The following is a 17511-nucleotide window of genomic DNA, read 5'->3' on the forward strand; positions in this document are numbered from 1 at the left end:
CACCGTGGTGTGCCCGTGCAATCGTTCGGCGGCCCCGTGCGGCCAGGCCGGCGGTGCAGGCCGTTCAGAAAGGTTCAGCATGAGCCGCCGAGCCCCGCTGAGCGCCGCCGAACTGAGCGCGCTTGAAGGTGTGCTCTGGTCGCATGGTCCCTCGCGTGACGTGCTGGCCTCGCACCTGAACTACTCCCGCACGCGGGCCAATGCGCTGGTGGCCGGGCTGATCGAGCAGGGCTGGCTCGACGAGGTCGGGCCGCAGGCGTCCTCGGGCGGTCGGCGCGCCGAGACGTTGCAGCTGCACCGCAGCATCGGTGTGCTGCTGGGCGTGGACCTGGGGGCCACCAGCGTGGAGGTGGCGGTGCTGGCGCCCGATCTGCAGGTGCTGGCGCGACACGGCGAGGCGATCGATGTCGGTGACGGACCGGGTGCCGTCTTCACCCGTATCCGGGCGTTGTTGCGTCAACTGCTGGCCCAACTCCAGCTCAAGGCCTCGGACGTGCTGGGCATCGGCGTCGGCGTGCCTGGCCCGGTCGATTTCGGCAGCGGGCAGCTGGTGGAGCCACCGCTGATGCCGCGGTGGGACCGCTATTCGATCCGCGACGACCTGCGCGCCGACTTCGACGCGCCGGTCTGGGTGGACAACGACGTGAACCTCATGGCACTGGGTGAGAGCTGGCGGCTGCGCCGTGCGCTGCCGAATTTCCTGGTCATCAAGGTCGGCACCGGCATTGGTTGCGGTGTGGTCTGCCACGGCGAGGTCTATCGCGGCGCCACCGGCTCGGCGGGCGATGTCGGCCACCTGTGCGTGGACCCGGCGGGCCCGCGCTGCCGCTGCGGCAACGTCGGCTGTGTGGAGGCCATGGCCGCCGGCCCGGCCATCGCGCGCCTGGGTCAGGAGGCCGCACTCGGGGGCCAGAGCGACTGGTTGGCCCAGGTGCTGTCGGAGCGCGGCACCCTCACGCCAGAGGATGTGGGCACGGCCAGCCGCCTGGGAGACGCGGCCGCCAACGCCATCGTTCAGCGGTCAGGCGCCCTGGTCGGCCAGATGCTGGCGTCGGTGGTGAACTTCTTCAATCCCTCCCATGTGTTCATCTGTGGCGGCATCACCCGCATCGGCCCGCTCTTTCTCGCGTCGCTGCGCCAGAGCGTCTACCAACGCTCGCTGGCGCTGTCGACCCGGCACCTGGACATCGGCCTGTCACCGCTGGGCGAGCAGGCCGGCGTGATCGGTGCCGGCGTGCTGGCTCTGCAGGAAGTGCTGCGGCAGTCAGTGCCTTCCCGGCGAGAGGGGATGGCGACATGAGCTTCACGGTGCAATTCGATCAAGTCACCAAGGCGTTCGGCCCGGTGCAGGTGCTGCACGGCGTGTCGTTCGATCTGCCCGCCGGACGCGTCTACGGCCTGTTGGGCGAGAACGGGGCAGGCAAGAGCACGCTGATGAAGATCCTGGCCGGCTACGAGCGGCCCAGCGGCGGCCACCTGTTGCTGGACGGCCGCGAGGTCCGCTTCACCGGGCCGCGCGACGCCGAGGCCGCCGGCATCGCCATGATCCACCAGGAGTTTGCGCTGGCCGACGATCTGACGGTCATGCAGAACGTTTTTCTCGGCCACGAGCTGAAGAAGGGCCGGCTCTGGCTGGACGACGAGGCCATGCGGGCCGAGACCGCCGCCGTGCTGGAGGAGGTGGGCCTGCGCGCCGATCCGGACACGCTGGTGGGCCGGCTGATCGTGGCCGAGAAGCAACTGGTCGAGATCGCCAAGGCACTGCAGCGCCAGGCGCGCCTGCTGGTCATGGACGAGCCCACCGCGACCCTGACCCCGGGCGAGACCGAGCGCCTGTTCGCGCTGATGGCCCGGCTCAAGGCCCGCGGCGTCACCATCCTCTACATCTCGCACAAGCTCGACGAGGTCGAACGGGTGACCGACGAGCTCATCGTCATGCGTGACGGGCGCTTCGTCACCCGCAGCGCCACCCGAGACCTCAGCCGTCAACAGATGGCGTCGCTGATGATCGGCCGCGAGCTCAGTGATCTGTACCCGCCGCGTGACGCACGCCCTGAGGGACGGCAGCCGCTGCTGCAGGTGCAGGGCCTCAACGTGCCGGGTTGGGCGCAGGACATCGGCTTCGAGGTCGCGCCCGGCGAGATCCTCGGCTTTGCCGGCCTGGTGGGCGCGGGGCGGACCGAGCTGTTCGAGGGCCTGCTGGGCCTGCGACCGGCCACGGTGGCGCATCTGGCACTGGGCGGCGAACCTGTGCGCATCCGCAGCCCGCGCGAGGCGGCAGACCTGGGGTTCACCTACCTGAGCGAAGACCGCAAGGGCAAGGGACTGCATGTGGACTTCCCGCTGCGGCAGAACCTGACGCTGATGGCGCTCGCCCCGTACTGTCGCCCCTGGCTGAGCCCGCCAGCCGAGCAGCAGGCACTGCAGCAGGCGGTGCACGACTTCGGCATCCGCACCCGCTCCACGGCGATCAAGGCGTCCGCGCTGTCAGGAGGCAACCAGCAGAAGCTGGCGCTGGCCCGTGTGCTGCACCCCAACCCCAAGGTGGTGGTGCTGGACGAGCCGACGCGCGGCGTCGACGTGGGCGCCAAACGCGACATCTATGAACTGATCCAGCGCCTGGCCCGCGAAGGGCGCGCGGTGATCGTGATTTCCAGCGAGCTGATGGAGCTGATCGGCTGCTGTCACCGCATCGTGGTCATGCGGGGCGGCCGACAGCAGGCCACGCTCGACGTTGACGCCCAATTGAATGAAGAGGTCTTGATCCGCCATGCCACAGGAACGCACTGAATCGTCGGCGCCCACCTCGCTCTGGGCGCGATTGCACGGCCTGGGGCCCGTGGCGGGCCTGCTCGCCCTCTGCCTTGTCGGCACGCTGCTGAACAGCGACTTCGCGACCCCCGCCAACGCGCTGAACGTGCTGACCCGCACCGCCTTCATCGGCATCATCGCCGTGGGCATGTGCTTCGTGGTCATCAGCGGCGGCATCGACCTCTCGGTCGGATCGATGGCCGCCTTGATCGCCGGCTGCGTGATCTGGGTGATGAATGCACTGGGCTCGCAGGGACTGTCGCCCTGGGTCACCGTGACCATCGGTGCGTTGTCTGCGGTGGCGCTGGGCACGGTCTTCGGCTTTGCGCACGGCTTGCTGATCACACGTGGCCGCATCGAGCCCTTCATCGTCACGCTGGGCACGCTGGGCATCTTCCGGGCCTACCTGACCTACCTGTCCAACGGAGGAGCCATCACGTTGGACGACAAGCTGGCCGACACCTATGCGCCTGTCTACTACGGCGCACTGCTGGGCATTCCGGTGCCGGTCTGGGTGTTCGTGGCCGTGGCGGCGCTAGGTGGCCTGTTGCTGAACCGCACCGCCTACGGCCGCTATGTGCAGGCCATCGGCTCCAACGAGCAGGTGGCCCGCTACGCGGCGGTGGACGTGGACCGCATCAAGCTGCTGACCTACGGCCTGTTGGGAGCCTGCGTCGGCATCGCCACGCTGCTCTACGTGCCTCGCCTGGGATCGGCCTCGCCCACCACCGGCCTGCTCTGGGAGCTGGAGGCGATTGCCGCGGTGATCGTCGGCGGCACGGCGCTCAAGGGCGGCGCGGGCAGCGTCGCAGGCACCGTCATCGGCGCGGTGCTGCTTTCGGTCATCAGCAACATCCTCAACCTCACCAGCATCATCAGCGTGTACCTCAACGCGGCGGTGCAGGGTGTCGTGATCATCGCCGTGGCGTTCATGCAGCGCCGGCGCTGAGGCAGCCGTTCCCCCACCCCACCACCAAGGAGACATCCCATGAAGAAGATCGCTCGCAGAACCCTTCTGGCGCTGACCGCCGCCGGCTTCGGCCTGGGCGCCCAGGCGCAAACCCCGGTCCATCTCGGCGTGTCGATCCCGACGGCCACGCACAGCTTCGCGGCGGGCATCGTGTGGTGGGCCGGCGTGGCCAAGAAGGAGCTGGAGACGAAATACCCGGCCCTGAAGATCACGATCAAGACCGCCGCCAACGCCAGCGAGCAGGCCAACCAGCTGCAGGACCTGATGACAGTCAGCAGGATCAACGCGCTGGTCGTGCTGCCCTCCGAGTCGGCCGCGCTGACCAAGCCGGTGGAACAGATCCACGGCAAGGGCGTGTATGTCACCGTGGTGGATCGCGGCCTGACCAACCCCTCCGGTCAGGATGCCTATGTCGCCGGTGACAACACGGCCTTCGGCAGGATTCCGGCCGAGTTCATCGCAGGCAAGCTCGGCGGCAAAGGCGAGATCGTGGCGCTGCGTGGCATCCAGACCACGCTGGACAACGAGCGCATGGATGCCTTCAACGCGGTGATGAAGAAGCACCCTGGCATCAAGCTGCTGGACGCCAAGTACGGCAACTGGAACCGTGACGACGCCTTCAAGGTGATGCAGGACTACCTGACCCGCTTCAAGCGCATCGATGCGGTGTGGGCGGCGGACGACGACATGTCGGTGGGCGTGATCAAGGCGATCGAGCAGGCCAAGCGCACCGACATCAAGCTGGTGTTCGGCGGCGCGGGCGCCAAGGGCAGCATCAAGACGCTGATGGACGGCAGCGATCCGCGCATCCAGGCCAATGTCTCGTACTCGCCCAAGTTCATGTACGACGCCATCGTGATGACGGCCGAGGCTCGTCTGAAGGGGCAGAAGCTGCCGGCCACCACCATCGTGCCCTCGGTGCTGATCACGAAGGACAAGGCCAAGGACTTCTATTTCCCTGATTCGCCCTTCTGAAGCGAAGACCCCCTCCACAGGTGACCCGACATGAGCCGCCCCATCACCCTCTTCACCGGCCAATGGGCCGATCTTCCGCTGGCCGAGCTCGCGCCGTTGGCCAGACGCATGGGCTATGACGGCCTGGAGCTGGCGTGCTGGGGCGATCATTTCAACGTGCAGCGGGCGCTGCACGAGCCGGGCTACTGCGCCGCACAGCGGGCCCTGCTGGATGCACACGGCCTGCGTTGCCTAGCCATCGGCAACCACCTGGTGGGCCAGGCGGTGTGTGACCTGATCGATGCCCGGCACCAGGCCATCCTGCCCACCCACGTGTGGGGCGACGGCGACCCGGAAGGCGTGCGCCAGCGCGCCGCTGCCGAGCTGTCCGACACGGCACGGGCCGCCGCGAAATTCGGTGTCAAGACCGTCACCGGCTTCACGGGCTCCTCGATCTGGCACTCGATCTACGCCTTCCCACCCACTCCACAGTCTTTCTGGGACGCCGGCTTCGCCGACTTCGGCCGGCGCTTCTCGCCCATCCTCGAGGTGTTCGACCGGTGCGGCGTTGACTTCGCGCTGGAAGTCCACCCCACCGAGATCGCCTTCGACATCGCCAGCAGCGAGCGTGCACTGGCAGCCGTGAACCAGCATCCCCGCTTCGGCTTCAACTTCGACCCCAGCCATCTGGGCTACCAGGGCGTGGACTACATCCGCTTCATCCGCCAGTTCGGCCCGCGTATCTTCCATGCGCACATGAAAGACGTCTGGTGGGGCCGCGGCGACGGCACGGTGGGCACCTTTGGCGGCCACACCAGCTTTGGCGATGCCCGGCGCAGCTGGGATTTCCGCAGCGTCGGGCGCGGCATGATCGATTTCGAATCGCTGATCGTGGCGCTCAACGATGTGGGCTATGCAGGCCCCTTGTCCATCGAATGGGAGGACGCGCGCATGGACCGCGTCCACGGCGCCACCGAGAGCGCCGCCTTCTGCCGCCGACTTGATTTCGCGCCGGCTCACGGGGCCTTTGACGCGGCCTTCGACCAATCCAGACAGGCCGGCATGGCCGGCTCCGCATGATCACGAACACGACCGCTCCCCGAAGACTGCGCTACGCCATGGTGGGTGGTGGACGCGACAGCTTCATCGGCGTCATCCACCGCCACGCCATGGCCCTGGACTCACGCTACGAGCTGGTGGCGGGCGCCTTCTCGTCGACGCCGGAAAAGGGTCGGGCCTCAGGCCGGGATCTGGGTCTGGCCGATGCGCGCAACCACGGCACCTGGCAGGCCTTGCTGGCCGATGAGCTCACGCGCTCCGCGTCAGAACGGGTCGACCTGGTCTGCATCGTCACGCCCAATCATGTGCACTACGACGTGGCACATGCCTTCGTCGATGCGGGCTTCCATGTCGTCTGCGACAAGCCGCTGGTGCACACCAGCGCACAGGCACAGTGTCTGGTCGATCTGGTGGCCCGGCGTGGCACGCTGTTCGGCGTCACCTACAACTACAGCGGCTACCCCATGGTCCGCCAAGCGCGCGAAATGGTGCGCACTGGCCAACTGGGCACGCTGCGCAAGGTGATCGTCGAATACAACCAGAGCTGGCTGACCACACAGGTGCAGAGCAAACAGGCCGACTGGCGCACCGACCCCGCCCGGACCGGCATCGCCGGCGCGATCGGCGACATCGGTACCCATGCCGAGCAACTGGCCGCAACGGTCACCGGGCTGGAGATCGAATCCATCTGCGCAGACCTGACCCGCTTCGTTCCCGGGCGCCAGGTCGATGACGACGGCAGCCTGCTGTTGCGCTTCAAGGGTGGGGCACGCGGCGTGCTGATGGCGTCACAGATCGCTGCTGGCGCCGAGAACGATCTGCGCCTGCGCGTGATCGGGGACCAGGGTTCGCTGATGTGGCGCCAGGAGGACCCGAACCGACTCATCCATACCCCGCTGGGTGGGCCCTTGCAGGTGCTCACCCGCGGCTCGGCCTGGCTGCACGACGCCGCCACCCAGGCCACACGCACGCCGGCAGGCCATCCGGAGGCCTTCATCGAAGCCTTCGCCAACATCTATGCCGGCGTGGCGAACGACCTGCAGGCCCGGCTGCAAACGGGCCAACCGGCCAGTCGGGCGCAAGCCGACTATCCGCGCGTGGACGAAGGGGCGCGCGGGGTGCGCTTCATCGAGAAGACGGTCGAATCGTCGCGGTCCACACTGAAGTGGACCGAGATCGACGGATGAAGGCCGGCCGATGAGCGGGGAACCGGTCAGCCCGCGGCCGCCGCCGGCCGCCCCTCCACCACCAACCGATCCCGCCGCGCCAGATCCGGGAAGATCCGCCACCACAGCGCCACCACCGCCAGCGTGCCGAAGCCGCCCAGCAGCACCGAGCCCACCGGGCCCAAGGCCGCCGCGGTGACGCCGGACTCGAACTCGCCGAGCTGGTTGCTGGCGCCGATGAAGACGGTGTTGACCGCGCCGACGCGGCCGCGCATGTCGTCGGGCGTCTCCAGCTGCACCAGGGTCTGGCGGATGACGACGCTGATCATGTCGGCCGCGCCGCTGACCAGCAGCGCGGCGAAGGCCAGCGCGAAGCTGGTGGCCAGGCCGAAGCCGATCATCGACACGCCGTAGATGGCCACCGCCGTCAGCAGCCAGCGGCCGGCCCGGCGCTCCAGCGGCCAGCGGGCCAGCGCGAGGCCGGTCAGCACGGCGCCGAAGGCGGGGGCCGCGCGCAGCAGGCCCAGCCCCTCAGGTCCGACATGCAGGATGTCGCGCGCGAAGATCGGCAGCAGCGCGGTGGCGCCGCCCAGCAGCACCGCGAACAGGTCCAGCGAGATGGCGCCCAGCATCACCGGCCGCTGGCGGATGTAGTGCAGGCCGGCGGTCACGTCCTTCCAGCCGGCCGAGGGCCGGCGCGCCGGCGTGGCGCCGGGCCGGATCGTCAGCACGGCCGCGATCGCCACCGCCAGCAGCAGCAGCGCGACACCGTAGACCAGCGCGGCACCGTATTGCGCGGCCGCAGCGGCATGGGCGGCGGTCTGGGCGACGGCGGCACCCGCCGCCTCAGCGGTACCGGTGTGCGCCACCGCAGCCACGCCCGCACCGTCGACCGCGCCCTCACCCCAGCGCGCACCCCAGGCGTACAGCGCCCCGCCGGCCGCGGGCCCGCCGATGATCGAGGCCTGCATCACCGAGCTGGAGGTGGCCATCGCCCGCGGCAGCAGCGTCGCCGGCACCAGGCCGGGCAGCAGGGCCTGCTGCGACGGCATCTGCAGCGCGCGGCCGGCGCCCAGCAGCACCGACATCACCAGCACCACGGTCGGGCTCACCCAGCCCGACAGGCTGCCGGTGGCCAGCACCACCGCCACCACGCCCTGCACGGCCAGGCTCAGCGCCAGCAGCCGGCGCCGGTCATGGCGGTCGACCAGGTGGCCGGCCGGCAGCGTCAGCAGCAGGATCGGCAGGAACTGCGCCAGGCCCACCATGCCCAGGTCCCAGGCGCGGCCGGTCAGGTCGTACATCTGCCAGCCCAGGGCCACCATCAGCATCTGGTTGGCCGCGCCCCCCGTCAGCCGGTTGATGAGAAAACGCCAGTAATGAGGGGCTGAGCGCCATCCCAGATCGGGGATGGGCGGGGCGACATCAGGGTTCATCCTGATCAGTCTAGCGGCGCGGGCGTGCCGACGAAACCCGTCGGATCGGCCGACGGACTGTGCAGCCCGTCACGCGGCGAAAAGTGCCAGCGATTCTCCGATTTGTGGCTGGGACGCGCCGGCGCCCCCTCCTACTCTTGCGTCACGCCGGCCCTGCGAGGTCGGCCCCCAGACACCGCCGCCGGGCCCCGCCCACCGACCCGGCGCCGAGAGACCAGGAGAAACCCGTGGCCCGTCCCGTCCGCCTGAAGCTCGCCATCGCCGAGCACCCGCACACCGCCGCCCTCCGCAACGGCACCATCCCGATCGAGGGCGTGGAGGCCGAGTTCGTCACCGTCAAGCCGCAGATCGGCGCCTTCCGCCGCATGGTGCGCGATCTGGAATTCGACGTCTGCGAGCTGGCGCCCACCACCTACCTCATCGCCCGCGCCTACGGCCGGCCCTTCGTCGGCCTGCCCATCTTCGTCGTGCGGCGCTTCCACCACGGCGGACTGCTGGTGCGCCCCGATGCCGGCATCACCCATCCCAAGGACCTGGAGGGCAGGAAGGTCGGCGTGCGCGCCTACTCGGTGACCACCGGCGTGTGGACGCGCCAGGTCCTGATCGACGAGTTCGGCGTCGACAACGACAAGGTGACCTGGGTCGTCGATGACGAGGAGCATGTGCAGGAGCTGAAGCTGCCGCCCAACGTCGTCCACGCCACGCGTCCGCTGGCCGACATGATGGCCGCCGGGGAGCTGGCCGCCGGCTTCGACGCCGCCGCCGGCATCGGCCGCACCGGCAACCCCACCGGCGGCTGGCAGGAGGTGGAGGCCCACTACCCCGACCTGCTGCCCGATGCCACCGAGCTGGAGGCCGCGTACCACGCGCGCACCGGCATCTACCCGATGCACGGCACCATCGTCGTCAAGGACGCGGTGCTGGCCGAGCATCCCTGGGTGGCGCAGTCGCTCTACCGGGCCTTCGACCAGGCCAAGCAGGCCTATCTGACAACGCTCGACGAGGTCGAGGCCGGCCGCCGCGACGGCACGGCCACCGACCGCAAGTACATCGAGCTGCGCAAGATCGTCGGCCACGACCCGCTGCCCTACGGCATCGAGGCCAACCGCAAGACCATCGAGGCGCTGGAGCAGACGGCCTTCAAGCAGGGCCTGACGCCGCGCCGCCTGTCGATGGCCGAGCTCTTCGTCGACCCCAACGCCTGAAGACCGGAGCACGACCATGAGCCTGATCATCGACTGCCACGGCCACTTCACCACCGTCCCGCCGTCCTTCCGCGACTGGCGCGCACGGCAGATCGCCTCGGCCAACGACCCGGCCCACGCGCCGCCGCTGTCGGGCGCCCGGGTCAGCGACGACCAGATCCGCGACGCGATCGAGAGCGGCCAGCTGCGCCTGCAGAAGGAGCGCGGCGGCGACATCACGCTGTTCTCGCCGATCGCCGGCCTGATGAGCCACCACCTGGGCAACGAGCGCACCAGCCTGGAGTGGGCGACGATCTCCAACGACCTGGTCAAGCGGGTCTGCGAGCTCTATCCGGACAACTTCGTGCCGGTGGGCATGCTGCCGCAGTCGCCGCTGGCGCCGCCGAAGCACTCGGTGCCGGAGTTGAAGCGCATCGTCCAGGAGATGGGCTTCGTCGGCGTCAACCTCAACCCCGACCCCAGCGGCGGCCATTGGACCGGCCTGCCGATGACCGACCGGAGCTGGTACCCGGTCTACGAGGCGCTGTGCGAGCTGGACGTGCCGGCCATGATCCACGTGGCCGCCTCCTGCAACGTCTGCCACCACGGCACCGGCGCGCACTACCTGAATGCCGACACCTCGGTCTTCATGCAACTGCTGCAGGGCGACGTGTTCAAGGACTTTCCCAGCCTGCGGCTGATCATCCCGCACGGCGGCGGCGCGGTGCCCTACCACTGGGGCCGCTACCGCGGCATGTCGCTGGAGATCGCCCAGCGCCCGCTGGAAGGCCTGCTCGACAACGTCTTCTTCGACACCTGCGTCTACCACCATCCCGGCGTGGCGCTGCTGACCCAGGTGGTGCCGACGAAGAACGTGCTGTTCGGCTCCGAGATGATCGGCGCGGTGCGTGGCCGCGACCCGATGACGAACCACTACTTCGACGACACCAAGCGCTATGTCGACCAGTGCGCGGCGCTGAGCGCCGAGGACCGCCACGCGATCTTCGAGGGCAACGCCCGCCGCGTGTATCCGCGCCTGGACGCGCTGCTCAAGGCCCGCGGCCTGTGAGCCCGAGCCAAGGAGACCTTGAGATGAACATCATCGACATCCACCCCCACATCATCTCGGACGACGAGACGCGCTACCCGCCCGCGCCACTGTTCGGCAAGCGCTCGGACTGGTCGCAGGAGCGCCCCTGCACCGTCGACACGCTGATCGCCGCGATGGACGCCGCCGGCGTGGCCAAGGCCGCCGTCGTGCACTCGTCGACCACCTACGGCTTCGACAACCGCTACGTGGTCGACGGCTGCCACCAGTACAAGGACCGGCTGGTGGCCGTCGGCTCGGTCGACATGCTGGCCGACGACGTGCCGCAGGTGATCCAGGGCTGGGCCCGGCAGGGCCTGGCCGGCCTGCGCATCTTCACCGGCGGCTCGACCCAGGACTTCGACCCGAGCGAGCTGGACAACCCGAAGAGCTTCAAGGCCTGGGAGATGCTGGCCGAACTCGGCCTGCCCATGTGCATCCAGACCGGCCCCGTCGGCCTGCCGCAGGTGCGCCTGCTGGCCGAGAGGTTCAGCGGCGTGTCCATCATCCTCGACCACCTCGGCCGCCCCGACGTGCTCGACGGCCCGCCGTATGCGGCCGCGCGCAGCCTGTTCGAGCTGGCCGACCTGCCCAACGTCCATCTCAAGCTGACGCCGCGCATCTTCGGCGACGTGAAGAAGGGCCAGGCCAGCGCCGAGACCTTCTTCGCGCGCGTGGTCGAGGCCTTCGGTGCGCAGCGCCTGGCCTGGGGCTCGAACTTCCCGACCTCACCCGGCAGTCTGGCCGAGATCCTGGCCACCGCCCGCGCGGGCCTGGCCAGCCTCAGCGCCGAGGACCAGGCCTGGATCTTCGGCGGCACCGCACGCCGCCTGTATCCGGCCCTGGCCTGAGCCCGCCGACCGCACCACGAAGACGGAGAAGAAGACCATGGAGACCCACGCCAAGGCGGTTGCGCTGCCCCCGCAGGCCCTGCCCGGCCGTCCGGCCGCCACCGCCCCGGCCGCGACGGGCCCGATGCAGGGTGCCGGCATGTGGACCGTGCTCGGGCTGCTGATGCTCGGCCTGATGATCTCGTTCATCGACCGCACCAGCCTGTCGTCGGCACTGGCCGACAAGCACTTCATCCAGGAGTTCGGCCTCAGCAACGTCGACCGCGGCCTGCTGAACGCGACCTTCTTCTGGGCCTACGGCCTGATGCAGCTGCCGATGGGCTGGGTGGTCGACCGCTACGGCGTGAAGTGGCCCTACACCGTGTGCTTCGCGGCCTGGTGCCTGGCCACCGCCGCCACCGGGGCGGTGACGGCCCTGGCCGGCCTGTTCGTGATGCGCCTGATCGTCGGCGCCTGCGAGGCCATCGTGGTGCCGGCCAGCTACCGCTGGATCGGCAGCCACATGGGCGAGCAGCACAAGGGGCTGGCGGCCGGCATCCTGTCGGCGGGCGGCAAGTTCGGCCCGGCCATCGGCGCACCGATCGCGGCCTGGATGATCGTCACCTGGTCCTGGCAGGCGATGTTCCTGGCCACCGGACTGCTGGGCCTGCTGTGGCTGCTGCCCTGGCTCGGCCTGGTGCGCAACGACCTGCCGGACCCGCAGCAGCTGGTGGTCTCCAAGGCCTATGCCGCGCAGGTCAGCTTCGGCAGCCTGATGAAGAGCCCGGTCATCTGGGGCGCGATGGTCAACAACTTCTGCTACGGCTACTTCACCTTCTACTGCATGACCTGGATGCCGGCCTACCTGGTCGAGCAGCGCGGCCTGTCGCTGAAGGACTCCGGCCTGTACACCTTCTTCAGCTTCGCCGGCATCGCCATCGTCGCCACGCTGGCGGGCTGGATCGCCGACCGGCTGATCGCCGCCGGACGTGACGCGGTCCTCGTGCGCAAGGCCTTCGTCGTCGCCGGCTTCGTCGGCGGCAGCACGGTGCTGCTGGGCGCCCATGCGGCGACGCTGGACGGCGCGCTGTTCTGGAACGTGCTGTCGCTGACGCTGCTGGGCCTGGCCACCGCCAACAACCTGGCGCTGTGCAAGCTGACGCTGATCCCCAAGCCGGCCATCGGCCTGGCCACCGGCATCCAGCAGGTGGCCACCAGCCTGGCCGGCGGTGTCTCGGCCTCGCTCTCGGGCTGGCTACTGGAGCGCAGCGGCGGCTACACGCTGCCGATGCAGGTGATCGTGCTGTTCCTCGTCATCGGTGCCCTCAACACGATCGTCTTGCTGCGGCCGAAGTGGTCGCCGCGCATCGACGGCTGAGACCCTCATTCCATCCCACACCGACACCCCATGGCAAAGATCGTATTCGGCATGGCCGTGCCCCACAGCGGCATGCTGGGCCAGGCGCCCGAGGACTGGCTGACCAACGGCGAGCGCGACCGCAGGAACCCGGAACTGTGGTTCCGCAACCGCACCTGGACCTACCCCGAGCTGGAGGCCCACCGCGAGGCCGCCTTCGAGCCCCTGCTGACGCTGGACGAGCGCCGCAGCCGCCACGCCCGCTGCAATGCCGCGCTGGACCGCATGGCCCAGGCCTGGCGCGAGGCCGAGGTCGACGTGGCCATCATCCTGGGCAAGGACCAGAAGGAGATCTTCATCCACCACTCGCCGTCGATCGCGATCTTCAGCGGCGCCGAGGCCCACAACGGCCCGCCGCAGAAGGCTGCCTGGGGACCGGCCGAACACCGGGTGCACGCCACCCACCCGGCGCTGGCCCGCCACCTGATCGAGCGCTTCCAGCAATCGGACTTCGACCTGAGCGACCTCTACGCCTGGCCGGACAACGTGTGGATGAAGCCGCTGCCCGACTACCCGGTCGTGCCGCACGCCTTCGGCTTCGTCTACGAACGGGTGATGGGCGGCGAGCCGCCGCCGCACGTGCCGGTGCTGATGAACTGCTTCTACCCGCCGACGCAGCCGTCGATGGCGCGCTGCATCCGCTTCGGCGAGATCCTGCGCCAGGCCATCGAGGACTGGCCCGAGGACGTGCGGGTGGGCGTCATCGCCTCGGGCGGCCTGTCGCACTTCGTCGCCGACGAGGACTTCGACCGCCGCATCATGAAGCTGCTGGGCGACTACGACTATGCCGGTCTGGCCGCCATCGACGACCGCAGCTACCAGTCGGGCACCTCGGAGATCAAGCTCTACGTGAGCGTGATGATGGCCCTGCAGCACACCGGCGCGCAGATGACGCTGGTGGACTACGTGCCCTGCTACCGCACGGCGGCGGGCACGGGGGAGGGGATGGGCTTCATGTATTGGAGGCCAGGCCCCCCCCCTACGCGCTGACGCGCGCCCCCCCAGGGGGGCACCGCTGGCGGACCGGCGGAGCCGGTTCCGCGGCGGTCGCTGGATGAATACCTGCTTCGTGGGCGGCTCTGGAAGGGGGCTGCGCGGAGCGCTGTCCGACACCTACGTACCTGAGTTTCGACATGAGCACCTCGAATCGACTGAACGGCGTGATCCGCGCCTTCGAATCCGGCAAGCCGGCCTTCACCGCCTTCAGCAAGGTCGACCGCCAGAGCGCGATCGACTTCAGCGATGCGCCGTATGACGGTCTGGTCTTCGAGATGGAGCACAACCCCTACGACGTGGCGGCCTTCGGGGATGCGCTGCAGTACCTGCTCAACCGCAAGCAGATCGCCGACAGCGGCTCGCTGGCCCCGGCGGTCACGCCGCTGGCCCGCATCCCGGCCAACGGCGTCGAGATGAACCAGAGCTTCGCCAAGCAGGTGCTGGACCGTGGGGCCTACGGTGTGGTCTGGCCGCACGTGGCCACGGTCGAGCAGGCCTGCAATGCCGTCGCGTCCTGTCGTTATGCACGACCCAAGGGCGCACCGCTGTACGAGCCCAAGGGCGTGCGCGGTGACGGCCCGGCGACGGCCGCGCGCTACTGGGGCCTGAGCATGGCCGACTACTACAAGAAGGCCGACGTGTGGCCGCTGGCACCCGAGGGCGAGATCCTGGTCGGCCTGATGTGCGAGAGCCCGGAAGCGATCGAGAACCTGGACGACATCCTGGCCAACGTGCCCGGCATCGGCTTCATCCTGATCGGCGAAGGCGACCTGAGCCAGGCCCTCGGCTTCCCGCGCCAGTACGAGCATCCCGAGGTGGCCGACGCGATGCGCCGCATCGTCTCCATCTGCCACAAGCACGACGTGGTGGTCGGCAACCCGCACGTGACGGCCAAGAACCACCGCCGCCTGATGGAGGAGGGCTACCGCTTCCTGATGGCTGCGCCGCAGCGCACCTACGGCGTCGTGGGCCTGGCCCGCGAACAGTCCGGCTACTGAGCACAGGCAGGCACCCGGCATGAACGGCGCACACAGCCTGGTCGACACCCTGGTCAGCCAGGGGGTCGATGTCTGCTTCGGCAATCCCGGCACCTCGGAGATGCATTTCCTGGCCGCGCTCGAGAACCCCGGCATGCGCAGCGTGCTGTGCCTGCACGAGTGCGTGGCCACCGGCGCGGCCGACGGCTACTGGCGCATGGCCGGGCGGCCGGCCTCCACCCTGCTGCACCTGGGGCCGGGTCTGGCCAACGGCCTGTCCAACATCCACAACGCCCGACGTGCGTCGTCCGGCATGGTCAACATCGTCGGCGAGCATTCGCTGTCGCATCTGCGGCACGATCCACCGCTGGGCTCGGACATCGAGGGCCTGGCACGGCCACTCAGCCACTGGGTGCGGCGGGCGGAGTCAGCCGACACCATCGCCTGGGACACCGCCCAGGCCGTGGCCCAGGCGCGCGCGCATCCGGGCCGCATCGCCACGCTGATCCTGCCCGGCGACATCTCGTGGCAGGCCGCCCGCCCGGCAACGCCGCCGCCGCCGGCCGCCGTCGTGCGCAAGGCGCCGGATGCGGCACGCGTGGCCGACGTGGCCCGCGTGCTGCGCTCGGGCGAGCCCACGCTGATCATCCTGGCCAACCAGGCCTGCCGCGGCGCGGCGCTGGAGCGCGCCGGCCAGGTGGCGGCGGCCACCGGCGCCACGCTGGCCTCGCAGTTCTTCACCGCGCGCATCGAGCGCGGTGCCGGTCGCGTGCCCATCGTGCGCATCCCGTACGCCGTCAAACAGGCCACCGAGTTCCTCAAGGGCTGGCGCCACATCATCACCGTCGAGACGCGCGAGCCGGTGGCCTTCTTCGCCTACCCGGACCAGCCCAGCCTGCTGAAGGCCCCGGGCACGCGGGTGCACCCGCTGGTCGAGGCCGACGAGGACAGCACGCTGGCCTTCGAGATGCTGCTCGACGAACTCGGCGCGCGCGACGTCCGCCCGCGCCGCCAGGAGCGCATCGAGACGCCGGTGCCCAGCGGTGCGCTCAACCCGCTGTCGATCGCCCACGCGCTGGCCGCGGCCCTGCCCGAGAACGCGATCCTGGTCGACGAATCGCTGACCACCGGCCGCGAGACCCTGGGCCACACGATGGGCGCCCGGCCGCACGACCTGATCAACAACATGGGCGGCTCGATCGGCTACGGCACGCCGGTGGCCACCGGTGCGGCCATCGCCTGCCCGGACCGGCCGGTGGTCTGCATGGTCGGCGACGGCAGCGCGATGTACACCATCCAGTCGCTGTGGACCCAGGCCCGCGAGGGCCTGGACATCACCACGCTGATCTTCGCCAACCACAGCTACGCGATCCTGAAGGCCGAGTACGCCAACATGGGCGCCGGCACCCCGGGTGAACGCGCGCTGTCCATGATCGAGCTGGAGCGCCCGCGCATCGACTGGCTGTCGATGGCACGCGCCATGGGCGTGCGGGCCGTGGCCGTCGAGCGCGCCGAGGACCTGCACCGCGCGATCGCCGACGCCACCCGCGAGCGCGGCCCCTGCCTGATCGAGGTGCGCCTGTGAGCGCACCCACGCCCGCCCTCCCCCCTTCGCCCTGAACCAGAGCCCGGGGCGAGACCCCGGCATCGGAGACCCCTCATGTCCGACGTGGATGCATCCGTCACCGTGCTGAAGACCAACCTGGCCGACTACCCGGTCACCCTCGCGATGAAGGACGGGCGCGTGCGCTCGGACCTCGTGCGCCTGGACTGCTGCGGCCCCACGCCGGCGCACAACGGCTTCAAGGCCATGGTGCGCGAGAACGCCTACGACTGCGGCGAACTGGCCATCGTCACCTATCTGCAGGCCAAGGCCTACGGCAAGCCCTACGTGCTGCTGCCGGCGCCGATCTCGGGCCGCTTCCAGCACCACTGCGCCGGCTTCAACATCGACTTCGGCCAGGTCGACCCCAAGGACATCGAGGGCCAGCGCGTGGGCGTGCGCACCTATGCGCAGACCACCGGCCTGTGGATCCGAGGCATCCTGCGCCACGAGCATGGTGTGGACCTCGACAAGGTCACCTGGATGACGCTGGGCGACGGCCACCTGGCCGAGTACCAGGATCCGCCGAACTGCGTGCGCCTGCCCAAGGGCGCGGTCATCCCCGACATGATGATGGCCGGCGAGCTCAAGGCCGCGCTGCTGGGCGAGGACATGCCCAAGGACAGCCGCGTGCGCACCCTGGTGCCTGACGCCCAGAATGCGGCCCAGGCCTGGTTCGCCCGCGAGGGCGTGGTGCCGATCAACCACATGTTCGTCGTCCACCAGGACCTGTCGCGCCAACGGCCCGACATCGTGCGCGAGATCTACCGCATGATCCGCGAGAGCCGCGCCGCCGCACAGGAGGCCGGCAAGGTGCCGGCCGTCTTCCCGCCGCTGGGCCTGGAAGCCAACCGCAAGGGCCTGCAGCTGGCCATCGACTGGGCGCTCGACCAGAAGATCATCCCGCACCGGATGAGCGTGGACGAGCTGTTCGACGACACGACCGGCGCCCTGGGCTGATCCCCCGCCCCGCGGGCCGTCGCGGCCGCCACCGGGCGGCCCACGACCGGTCCGCAGATCC

General features: G+C 69.6%; 15 protein-coding genes. 14 read left to right on the top strand and 1 reads right to left on the bottom strand.

Annotated elements, in window-relative coordinates; translation table 11 throughout:
• The first annotated feature begins 79 nt into the window (after positions 1-79).
• The 6 genes from AACH11_RS19850 to AACH11_RS19875 are packed head-to-tail and all read left to right on the top strand — an operon-like array spanning position 80 to position 6981.
• Positions 80-1300 carry an ROK family protein gene (locus AACH11_RS19850; protein ID WP_341376007.1) on the top strand — a complete coding sequence of 407 codons (1221 nt, stop codon included), beginning with the start codon at positions 80-82 and terminating at the stop codon, positions 1298-1300.
• Positions 1297-2790 carry a sugar ABC transporter ATP-binding protein gene (locus AACH11_RS19855; RefSeq protein WP_341376008.1) on the top strand — a complete coding sequence of 498 codons (1494 nt, stop codon included), beginning with the start codon at positions 1297-1299 and terminating at the stop codon, positions 2788-2790. The genes AACH11_RS19850 and AACH11_RS19855 overlap by 4 nt, the downstream gene beginning before the upstream one ends.
• Positions 2771-3760, top strand: a complete 990-nt coding sequence (locus tag AACH11_RS19860) for an ABC transporter permease (protein ID WP_341376009.1) — start codon at positions 2771-2773, stop codon at positions 3758-3760. Before AACH11_RS19855 ends, AACH11_RS19860 begins: the two co-directional genes overlap by 20 nt.
• Before the next feature lie 39 nt (positions 3761-3799).
• Positions 3800-4756 carry a substrate-binding domain-containing protein gene (locus AACH11_RS19865; protein ID WP_341376010.1) on the top strand — a complete coding sequence of 319 codons (957 nt, stop codon included), beginning with the start codon at positions 3800-3802 and terminating at the stop codon, positions 4754-4756.
• A gap of 30 nt (positions 4757-4786) precedes the next feature.
• On the top strand, positions 4787-5815 hold the full coding sequence (locus AACH11_RS19870) for a sugar phosphate isomerase/epimerase family protein (RefSeq protein ID WP_341376011.1): 1029 nt from the start codon (positions 4787-4789) through the stop codon (positions 5813-5815).
• Positions 5812-6981, top strand: a complete 1170-nt coding sequence (locus tag AACH11_RS19875) for a Gfo/Idh/MocA family protein (protein WP_341376012.1) — start codon at positions 5812-5814, stop codon at positions 6979-6981. The genes AACH11_RS19870 and AACH11_RS19875 overlap by 4 nt, the downstream gene beginning before the upstream one ends.
• 26 nt (positions 6982-7007) lie before the next feature.
• On the opposite strand, the gene AACH11_RS19880 is transcribed toward AACH11_RS19875, so the two are convergent.
• Positions 7008-8396 (bottom strand): MFS transporter, encoded by a 1389-nt coding sequence (locus tag AACH11_RS19880; protein WP_341376013.1) that lies wholly within the window; start codon positions 8394-8396, stop codon positions 7008-7010.
• A 227-nt stretch (positions 8397-8623) separates the two neighbouring features.
• On the opposite strand from AACH11_RS19880, the gene AACH11_RS19885 reads away from it, so the two are divergent.
• From AACH11_RS19885 to AACH11_RS19920, 8 genes are all read left to right on the top strand, one after another.
• Entirely contained in the window at positions 8624-9601 is a 978-nt protein-coding gene (locus AACH11_RS19885; RefSeq protein WP_341376014.1) for an ABC transporter substrate-binding protein, read from the top strand.
• 22 nt (positions 9602-9623) lie between these two features.
• Positions 9624-10649: an amidohydrolase family protein gene (locus AACH11_RS19890; protein WP_341376071.1), complete on the top strand. Its 1026-nt coding sequence runs from the start codon at positions 9624-9626 to the stop codon at positions 10647-10649.
• Positions 10650-10672: 23 nt separating this feature from the next.
• Positions 10673-11518 carry an amidohydrolase family protein gene (locus AACH11_RS19895; protein ID WP_341376015.1) on the top strand — a complete coding sequence of 282 codons (846 nt, stop codon included), beginning with the start codon at positions 10673-10675 and terminating at the stop codon, positions 11516-11518.
• 37 nt (positions 11519-11555) lie between these two features.
• On the top strand, positions 11556-12875 hold the full coding sequence (locus tag AACH11_RS19900; protein ID WP_341376016.1) for an MFS transporter: 1320 nt from the start codon (positions 11556-11558) through the stop codon (positions 12873-12875).
• A gap of 30 nt (positions 12876-12905) precedes the next feature.
• Entirely contained in the window at positions 12906-13904 is a 999-nt protein-coding gene (locus tag AACH11_RS19905; protein WP_341376017.1) for a DODA-type extradiol aromatic ring-opening family dioxygenase, read from the top strand.
• A 143-nt stretch (positions 13905-14047) separates the two neighbouring features.
• Positions 14048-14908, top strand: a complete 861-nt coding sequence (locus AACH11_RS19910) for an HpcH/HpaI aldolase family protein (protein ID WP_341376018.1) — start codon at positions 14048-14050, stop codon at positions 14906-14908.
• A 19-nt stretch (positions 14909-14927) separates the two neighbouring features.
• Positions 14928-16472 (top strand): acetolactate synthase large subunit, encoded by a 1545-nt coding sequence (locus tag AACH11_RS19915; protein ID WP_341376019.1) that lies wholly within the window; start codon positions 14928-14930, stop codon positions 16470-16472.
• A 75-nt stretch (positions 16473-16547) separates the two neighbouring features.
• Positions 16548-17450 (top strand): substrate-binding domain-containing protein, encoded by a 903-nt coding sequence (locus AACH11_RS19920; protein WP_341376020.1) that lies wholly within the window; start codon positions 16548-16550, stop codon positions 17448-17450.
• The last annotated feature ends 61 nt before the right edge of the window (positions 17451-17511 follow it).

It is taken from the genome of Pseudaquabacterium rugosum (assembly GCF_038066575.1).
Classification (GTDB): Bacteria; Pseudomonadota; Gammaproteobacteria; order Burkholderiales; family Burkholderiaceae_C; genus Pseudaquabacterium; species Pseudaquabacterium rugosum.